General features: G+C 61.2%; 7 protein-coding genes and 2 pseudogenes. 5 read left to right on the top strand and 4 right to left on the bottom strand.

Going from position 1 to position 9127, the window contains the following annotated elements:
- The 5 genes and pseudogenes from ACESMD_RS02710 to ACESMD_RS02690 form a co-directional block, all read left to right on the top strand.
- Positions 1-914 (top strand): annotated as a pseudogene (locus ACESMD_RS02710) (ribonucleoside-diphosphate reductase, adenosylcobalamin-dependent); the annotation flags it as partial.
- A 174-nt stretch (positions 915-1088) separates the two neighbouring features.
- The gene (locus ACESMD_RS02705) at positions 1089-1859 is read left to right on the top strand and encodes a ribonucleoside-diphosphate reductase (RefSeq protein WP_372610106.1); all 771 of its coding nucleotides are present in this window, start codon (positions 1089-1091) and stop codon (positions 1857-1859) included.
- Between the two features lie 207 nt (positions 1860-2066).
- The gene (locus ACESMD_RS02700) at positions 2067-2804 is read left to right on the top strand and encodes a TSUP family transporter (RefSeq protein WP_372610104.1); all 738 of its coding nucleotides are present in this window, start codon (positions 2067-2069) and stop codon (positions 2802-2804) included.
- Between the two features lie 141 nt (positions 2805-2945).
- Positions 2946-3224, top strand: a pseudogene (locus ACESMD_RS02695) (transposase); the annotation flags it as partial.
- Between the two features lie 14 nt (positions 3225-3238).
- Positions 3239-4141 (top strand): aldehyde dehydrogenase family protein, encoded by a 903-nt coding sequence (locus tag ACESMD_RS02690; RefSeq protein ID WP_372610102.1) that lies wholly within the window; start codon positions 3239-3241, stop codon positions 4139-4141.
- 75 nt (positions 4142-4216) lie between these two features.
- Here ACESMD_RS02690 and ACESMD_RS02685 read toward each other — a convergent pair whose 3' ends face one another.
- The 4 genes from ACESMD_RS02685 to ACESMD_RS02670 all read right to left on the bottom strand — a co-directional run.
- Entirely contained in the window at positions 4217-6040 is a 1824-nt protein-coding gene (locus tag ACESMD_RS02685; protein WP_372610100.1) for an aconitate hydratase, read from the bottom strand.
- Between the two features lie 434 nt (positions 6041-6474).
- Positions 6475-7503 carry an IS1595 family transposase gene (locus ACESMD_RS02680; protein ID WP_372610098.1) on the bottom strand — a complete coding sequence of 343 codons (1029 nt, stop codon included), beginning with the start codon at positions 7501-7503 and terminating at the stop codon, positions 6475-6477.
- A gap of 33 nt (positions 7504-7536) precedes the next feature.
- A complete protein-coding gene (locus ACESMD_RS02675; protein WP_372610096.1) occupies positions 7537-7776 on the bottom strand; it encodes a hypothetical protein in 240 nt (79 codons plus the stop codon).
- Between the two features lie 132 nt (positions 7777-7908).
- Positions 7909-9127, bottom strand: a 1219-nt coding sequence (locus ACESMD_RS02670; protein WP_372610094.1) for an MFS transporter, incomplete at its 5' end; no start/stop codon positions are given.

Genomic DNA, 9127 nt, shown 5'->3' with positions numbered 1-9127 from the left:
TGACCATGCTCAAGATTCCCTACGGCTCCGCGGAATCGCTGGCCTTCACCGAAGAGGTCAGCCGCAACCTGGCCATCGAAGGCTGGAAGCAGGCGCTGGAACTCTCCCGGGAGAAGGGCATGGCGCCGATTCTCGCCGAGGAATTCGAGATCACGCCCAGGATGCTTCGCGAGCGGCCGGAACTGGCCAAGGACGGCTACGAAGTGGGTGACAAGATGCCTGGGCGCCTCCTGCATGCCCGTTACAGCCGCTACATGCAGAAGGTCGCCGAGGTGGAGCCGGAACTGGTGGCCGCTCTCGCCGAGCAGGGCGCCCGCTTCACCCATCACAGCTCGATTGCCCCCACCGGCACCATCTCCCTGTCGCTGGGCAACAACGCCTCCAACGGTATCGAACCGTCCTTCTCGCACCGCTATTTCCGTAACGTCATCCAGTCGGGCAAGAAGACCAAGGAGCAGGTCGAGGTGGTCTCCTTCGAACTGGCCGCCTACCGTCACTTCATCGCCGCCGACGCCGTGGAGAGCGACCTGCCGGACTACTTCATCACTGCCGATGCCGTGTCGCCCAAGCAGCATGTCGCGGTCCAGGCGGCCGCCCAGAGCTGGGTGGACTCGGCCATCTCCAAGACGGTCAATGTGCCGACCGACTTCGCCTTCGAGGACTTCAAGGGGCTCTACCTCGACGCCTACGCCAGCAAGCTCAAGGGGTGCACCACCTTCCGCTTCAACCCCGAGGCCTTCCAGGGCGTGCTGGTTCGCGAGGACGACCTCAAGAACACCACCTATGTCTTCGAACTGGAAAACGGCGAGACCATCGAGCTCGCCGGCGATGAGAAGGTGGTCTACGACGGCGAGGAGCACAATGCCGCCAACCTCTATGACGCGCTGAAGGAAGGCACCTATGGCAAGTGGTAAGCCACGACCTACTGCGCTCGCCGAGGCGGTGTTGCAGTCTTTCTCGGAATGCTCATTTACGGCTCGTAAACTCCGCTTCCTCGAAAGCCTGCGCCTTCCCTCGCCTTCGCTCGTGACGGCCGTGGGTCGCCCTCATTCGAGCGTCAACGCACAACTTTCCAGAGGAGCCCACTGATGGCCGTCGAAATCAACTCGAAAATCGTTTCCTACAGCGTCAAGAAGGCGGTGGAAGAGCCGCCGCTGGCCGAGGAAAACCCGCTCACGGTGAGGATTCCCTCACGCCCCGAGGGCACCCTCGAAGCCGTGTCGGAGAAGATCTCCTATGTCGGCGCCGAGGGGCGCAAGAAGGTCTATCTACTGGTCTCCTTCATGCCCGTCCAGGGTGTGCTGAACGGCAATCAGGTGGTGATCGAGCGGCCGGTGGAGTTCTTCTTCCCCTCCGGTCAGCTGTCCAGCGAGCACCAGTGGATCACCGCCACCATGCGCAGCCTGTCACTGGCTGCCCGGGGTGGTTATGTCACCCAGGCGGTGACCGACCTGCGCAAGGTGGCCTGGGACAAGGGCCTGGTACGCTGCGGCATGAACCGCTGGGGCAAGCCGATGTTCCACGACTCCGAAGTCGCGGCCATCGCCTGGTCGATCCAGCAGATCCTCTACCGCCGCGGCTTCCTCGACCAGGACGGTAACCAGGTACCGGTGGAAGCCCTGGTCAGCCGCTATGCCCACCGCCTGATCTATGGCCACCCCTGGAAGCCGCCCGTCCATGAAGAGGAAGAGGCCTCGCCTGCTGGTGCCATCTCTGCCATCGGTGGGGGTAGTGAGAGTGGCGGGAAGGGTGACGGCCCTGTCGTGGTCGGCCATTGCCCTGAATGTCGCGGCGAATTGATCATGATGGACGGCTGCCCGACCTGCTACGCTGGTTGCGGCTGGTCCAAGTGTGGCTGACACGGGATCATCCCGGAAAACCCGATCCAGGAAACACCACGGGCCGCTGATGCGGCCCCGTGGTGTTTGGTGTGTGAGTGGTTGTCGGAGGGTAATGCTCCAGTTTGTTGACAATATGCAGTGTTTGTCGAACCCTTGTCGATCAACACTCGATATGGCCCTTGCCGCCAAGGTCGTTTCTTCCCTTCGCATCGAGGCGAGTCCATTTTGTCCATAGCAGCAGGCGTCTTGTTTGTCGCGGTGGTCTTCCTGACATCTACCCTGTCGGGAGTCTTCGGCATGGCAGGGGGGCTAGTATTGCTCTGGTTCCTGCTGTTGAGCTTTCCCGCGACCACGGCGATCGCCGTGCATGGTGTCATCCAGTTAACCGCCAATGCTTCCCGGGCCTGGTTGTCCCGATGTTTCATCATCTGGCGGGTCGTGGCGCTCATGACCATCGGGGTCGTGCTTGCCGCCCTGGGACTGCTGATGATCAGCTATACACCCAATGTGGCCATTGTCTCCCTGCTGATCGGGCTCATGCCCCTCATGGTCTGGATGCCCAAGCACTGGATTTACCTGGATGCCACGCGAACGAGCCATGCCCTGGTTTGCGGTCTGGTGTCAGGGGGCCTGAGCATCGCCGCCGGCCTGTCCGGGCCACTAATCGATATCTTCTTTATCCGCACGCGGATGGATCGTCGTGCCGTGGTGGCCACCAAGGCGATGATTCAGGTGATCGCCCACATCATCAAGATTCTCTTCTACCTGAGCGCGGCACTGAGCCTTTCCCGGGGGGAATGGACCATCATCCTGCTGGCGGCGCCCCTCGCAATCATCGGGACCAGTGCCGGCAATGTCATCCTCAAGCGCCTGACCGATGCCAACTTCCGGACATGGACTCGCTGGATTGTCACCGTCATCGGTACCTTCTACTTCGTGCAGGGCCTGATCATGGTGCTCTAGAGCAGCGTCGCTATAAACTGAGAGTCTGAAGTGTTGCCCGGTCTCAATGAGGCTGTTGGAAGGCTTGAGCCGTATGAGGGGGTGACTCTCACGTACGGTTCTCAGGGGAGGATGGTGTGGTAACACACAGTCCTTACCCGACTGAAGGCCCATATCGGCGTCGATGCGGTCACCGGACTGACCCATAGTGTTGCTGCCACCTCGGCCAACGTCGCCGATGTCACCGTGGCAGGCCACCTGGTCCGGGATGACGACAAGCGGGTATACGGCGATGCGGGGTACACCGGCATGTGGAAGCACCTGAGCGAAGAGAAGAATGATCCGGACTCCCGGTGCTGTGTCGCCGCCAAGCGCGGCGCCATCAAGAAGATGGAAGACAGCCCCATGAAAACGCTGCTGCTGGCATTCGAAAAGGCCAAGCGCATCCACGGCGAATGTGTGCCGATGGCGGGGCGCCGGGACACGAGCACCGGATCGGTTTCACCTTACGGGTCCCGCGCGGGGTGGTTTGCGCCATCACGCCCTTCAATGCGCCGCTCAACACCGTTGCCCACAAGATCGCACCGACGCTCGCCGCCGGAAATGCGGTGGTGTTGAAACCGGCAGAACAGCCCCCGATGTGCGCCAACCACCTGGCCAGGCTGCTGTCTGACGCGGGTTTGCCGGCGGGTTACTTCAACGTGGTCCATGGCCGCGGCGAGACGGTCGGCGAACGCCTGCTGGCGAACCCGTCGATCGATTTTTACGGTTTCACCGGCTCGACTACCGTCGGTGAGAGAATCCGGGCATGTATCGGTCTTCGTCATACCTCCCTGGAGCTCGGCAACATCTCCAGCACCATCGTGTGTCAGGATGCCAATCTGGAAATGGCCCTGCCCAGGATCATTGCCAGTGCATTTCGCAAGGCAGGCCAGGTCTGTACCTCGATTCAGAAACTGTTCGTCCAGCGCAGCATCTATCCCGAAGTGCTGGCCGAGCTCAAGGACCGGCTGGCCACTCTGAAGGCGGGAGATCCCACCGATTCCGACACCTTCATTGGCCCGGTGATCTGCGTGATTCCCTTCGATAGTCTCGATGAAGCCATCGACGGCGCCAACGACAGTCCTTATGGCCTCACGGCGGGCATCTTCACTAGCAATCTTGATGAAGGCCTGAGCGCGGCTCGTCGTATTCGCGTGGGTTCCCTGCATATCAACGAGACATCGAGCTCTCGTGTCGACCAGATGCCATCCGGCGGCGTCAAGGCGAGCGGTACAGGTCGCGAGGGACCGAGATACGCCATCGAGGAAATGACCGAGGAGCGACTCGTCACGATCAGCCCCTCACGCCTCGAGTAGGGCAATAGCAAGCAAGGCCATGGCGACGACGCCTTCCATCGTGAAGGCGTCGTGGTGTGGTATCCGTAGTAAGCCTCAGGCCGTTTTCTTGCGCCGCAGCCAATTGATGAGCCCGCCCACATGAAAGATATCGCGCTGGCGCTCGGACATGCGATGCTCTGCCCGCAGATCGAGATCCTTGCCGGGCACCCTGACAATGACCTCCCTGGACGCCTCGACCTGGCCGTGTACATCCACGACCTCCAGCACATCCTCTTGATCCAGCCGGTCATAGTCCTCTGGATTCTGGAACACCAGTGCAAGGATGCCGGCATTGACCAGATTCTGGTAATGGATTCGCGCAAAGCTCTTGGCCAGCACCAGCCGCAGCCCGAGGTATTGAGGGGCGAGCACGGCATGCTCGCGGCTCGAACCCTGGCCGTAGTTATGGCCGGCCACCAGGGCATGCCCTCCCGATTCGCAGGAAGCGACCGCGCGTTGTGGATACTCCTGTTCCAGGTCTCTGAAGCAGAACTGGCTGATTGCCTGAACGTTCGAGCGATAGGGCATGGCTTCCGAGCCCGCGGGGTTGATGGTGTCGGTGGTGATGTCGTCACCCATCTTCAGCAGGTCGGTGTCCGGATAGCCTAGCCCCAGGCTGTCGGCCAGTTCCCTGGGATCAGTGATCTTGCCCGTCAGCGCGGCGGCGGTGGCGGTTTCCGGGCTACATAGGAAGACGTGGTCATCGGCAATGCCGGAGCGGCCAGGAAAGTTGCGAGGCGTCGTGCGCAGACTGTTCTGTGCGGTCGCCGGAACCTGGCCCATGCCCATGCAGCCATTGCAGCCGGTCTGGTGGAGGCGACCACCGGCCGCTATCAGATGCGCCAGTAACCCCTCCGTGGCCAGGTCCGTCAGGACCTGACGGGACGCCGGATTGAGGTCGAAGGAGACCTCCGGATGCACCTGACGGCCCTCTACCATCAAGGCCGCAATGGCCAGGTCGCGATAGCCCGGGTTGGCGGAGGACCCGATATATGACTGATGCACCGGTCGTCCGACCACCTCACGTACCGGTACCACCTTGTCCGGGCTCGATGGCAACGCAATCAAGGGCTCCAGGCTGGAAAGGTCGATTTCATCGGTGTGTGCATAGCTGGCACCCTCGTCGGCGGCCAGTTCACTCCAGTCCAGCTCCCGGTCATGGTCGCGCAGGAAACGCCGAGTCTGCGCATCACTAGGGAAGACACTGGTGGTGGCACCCAGCTCGGCCCCCATGTTGGCAATGACGTGGCGGTCCATGGCAGTCAAGGTGGCGACCCCCGGGCCATGGTACTCGATGATCCGGCCGGTGCCGCCCTTCACGCTGTGTCGTCGCAGCATCTCCAGGATGATATCCTTGGCACTGACCCATGGCGGCAGCCTGCCGGTCAGGCGCACGCCCATCACTTCGGGCATGGAAATGCTCAAGTGCTCGCCTGCCAGCACGCTGGCAATCTCGATGGAACCCGCGCCGAAGGACAGCATCCCCAGGGAGCCGGCGGCACAGGTGTGCGAATCCGAGCCGGCCAGCAGCTTGCCTGGCACACCCAGACGCTCCATGTGGACCGGATGGGATACGCCGGTCCCCGGCGGAGCGAAGCGTATGCCGAACCTGGCGGCAGAGGTCTGCAGGAAGACATGGTCGTCACGATTGCGATAGTCGGCCTGGAGCAGGTTATGGTCCACATACTGACAGGCCGTCCCCACCTGAATCCTGTCCAGCTCCATGGCATCAAGGGCCAGCATGGTCAGGGTGCCCGTGGCATCCTGCAGCAGGACCTGATCCACCTTGAGGCGTATTTCTTCGCCGGGTCTTGCCACATCGCCGTCTATCAGATGGTTGTCGATGAGCTTCTGGGTCAGAGTGCGTGGGTTAGCCATGAAAGTGAGTCTCCTGAATACATTGCCCGCCAAAATGCTCGAGTACAGGTGGGAAAATATGATGTTTTTCGGATTGTTATCAAGCTGCCAGTATATGCCTCAAGCGGTCTTTTCGGTTCTATTTACTGACATCATTTCGCATTAACTGGATGAGGTGTGCAGAAACCAGGGGGTCATTACAGGCTTTCGCTACATTTCTGAAGGTGCATTCAGAAGACTTAATTGCACGGAATTCTTCCCGGGCGATGTTCTAATTTGTCGATTGGCAGATCCGGTTGGGCGTGCGTGCCTGGCTCCAGATCTGGATAGTCGAATGATCACGTCAGCGCTGCAAATACGCCACAGTCGATAGGCTACGCCGGCGCTTTTCCGGCGGTATGACACGGGTTCTACCCCGTTCCCGCGGACGGTTAGGTTAAGGCGTGCTTATCCGGTTAACTCCCAGACCTACTAGATGTAGTGAGTCTGGATTTTCCGGCGTAAAGCTCAGCGTAGGTGGGAACGCTGACATCACCGGCGATGCCGAGCAGGGAGCGGAAGGCGTTGAACGGATAGAAGCGGCGGTTGAAGCGAAACGTGAACTCGTTGAGATACGCCTGTAGGTGCTGTGGACTGACACCATGATGGGTGCCTCGCAGCCAGGTTTTGAGGTTGGAGAATACGAGATGAATGATGGGCATGAACGCTTCCGCTATCTGCGGATCGCTCCGCGCTGCGATAGGCATGTGGTCATAACCTCGCTTGGCAAGCTCGCCGTAGCCGCTCCAGTCATCGGTGATGATCCTTGCGCCTGGCGACACGGCACTCTCGATGAAGGCGCTGAGCGACTTGGCACTGCGGTCTGGAACCAGGGCAAGTCGAACGCGACCTGCGTACCGCCCGGTTTTGCGCTTATTGAGACTGCTGTCGGTACGCTTGCGCTGGCGGACTTCGACAGCACCGGCCACGGGTACCATGTCATGGACACCGCGCCCCTTGCCGTGCGTGCGGCCTCCCAACCAGGTTTCATCGACCTCAACGATGTCGCCGGGCTTGCCACCGATCCGATCCTGGTTGGGTCGCACCATGCCGACTCGAAGCTTGTGGAGAATCTGGAAGGCGGTTTCGTAGCGTGAAAGTCCGAGTTGGCGTTGGAACTGGACGGCCGACATGCCGGGCGTCTGGCTGGTGATCAGGTATGTCGCCCAGAACCATACCGAGAGCGGCATGTGTGTGCGCTCCATGACGGTACCGGCGGTAAGGCTGGTGTCGCGGCCGCAATGGCGGCATCGGAGAACGCCAGGACGCTTGGCAAAGCGATACGGCTCATCGGCCACGCCGCAGTGATAGCACATAAAGCCCTCCCTCCAGCGGGCGTGTTCAAGATAAGCAGCGCAAGCCGCCTCATCCGGAAAGAGACGCTGGAATTCAGGCAGCGAGCGCGGAAACGGCAAATCATCCCGCTCAAGCACGTCGATAGCCATGGTTGCTCCAGTTTGAAGCAGATGCCGGACATACTATCGGTAGGGGGCATGGGAGACAACCGGATAAGCACGGGTTAAGGCTCGAAACCTCTCGTCCTCGGCTTCCAGCCGTCGCCGGATGCGCGGATTATGGAAACGCTCGCTGTCCTCGAACACGTCCGAACGTGCCTCGGGGACCGGCTGGTAACAGCACCGGTTGACCCGCTCGCGTTTGAGCATCTCGAAGAAGCCCTCGGCGGCGGCACGGCCACCGCAGTGCCTCGCCGCGCTCATGCTAGCGCGCGCCGGCTCCACGGCCTCGTGCCTGAATTCCTGGCTGTACGGTCTGCGCCTGCTCACGACACGCCCTTTCGGCCCTATCGGTGGACCTTTTCAGAAGCGCCCGCAGCAACGCGGGAGAACCCTTCAGCGTTTCCCCCGCTGAGCCGCACCCTCCTCCCGAACCAATCTCGTGATTGCGATCAGGCTGGCAGACACCACGACACCGGCGACCAGGAATGCAACGCCGAAGTTGGTGTGTCCCGCCAGGGACCCCACCACAAGGGGCGCGAGAAACTGCACCGAGCGGTTTGCCGTTAGCCGTAACCCGAACGCGCTTGCCCGCTGTGCCCTCGGTGCGTTTTCGGCCAGCACAACCATGGAAAGCGGCTGCGAGACGCCGCAGCCCAGACCGACCAGCGCCATTAGCCCTCCCAGGAGGAATACACTGCTGGTCATCCCCGTGAACATGAGCCCGACCCCGACGCCTGCCACGGAAAGAATCATGGCCCGGGGTCTTCCTCGCGCCAAATCCACGATCAACGGCGTGAACGGCCGAACGACCACGGAACAGAGTGCGCGAAAACTGAGCAGTGCTCCGATCATTGTCGCGGGTAGCTCAAGGTTTTCCAGGTACACGGGTAAAAAGTTGGTGACAGCGCTGAGCGCGAAAACCACCGCGACGGTGACGGCAAGAGAGAGCTGTATGCCTGAATTGCTGATTAGCATCCGGATCTGTGCGCTATAGAGGATAGCTTCCCCTTCGGTCTTCTGCGCCCGCCGAGCGCCTCCGACCAGGAAGAAGCCGCTTACGAGACCGGCCAGGGAAAGGACAATCATCACCCGGAACGAAAGATCCATGCCACGGAAATCAATCAGCCACCCCGCCAGTACCGGGCCGACGAGCTGCCCGACGGAAACGAACATCGCGTACCAGCCAAAGTACTTTTCGAGAGATCTGCCGTGGCCGAGACTGGCGACGATGGACTGCGCGGCGAGTACCATAAGTGTGTGGCCCAGCCCGCTCAGCAGTTGGGCAAGGACGACGCCGAGGTACCCCGGTGCGATGAGGACCGCAGTTGGGCTCAGGCCAAGTCCCGCCGCGCCCAGAATGAGGATATTCCTCGCTCCGAATCGTGTTACCGCCCCTCCCATGGCGATAGCGAGCAAGAGGGGTAGCAGGTAGGGAAGTGAGAGGATCGCGCCTGTCATAGCGGGGCTCGCGCCGAGAGACAGCGCGTACAGGGGGATCGTCACCAATAGCATCGACTGGACGACGAGTGCCGCGCACAACCCTGTGCATACGGCGATCATGTTCCGGCGCGCTTCCCAGGGAGGCGAGGACGCACAGCATTGTTCCGCCATT

It is taken from the genome of Halomonas sp., from assembly GCF_041689495.1.
Classification (GTDB): domain Bacteria; phylum Pseudomonadota; class Gammaproteobacteria; order Pseudomonadales; family Halomonadaceae; genus Halomonas.
Note: the sequence above shows the minus strand (reverse complement) of the source record. Positions and strands in the feature narration are given on the sequence as shown.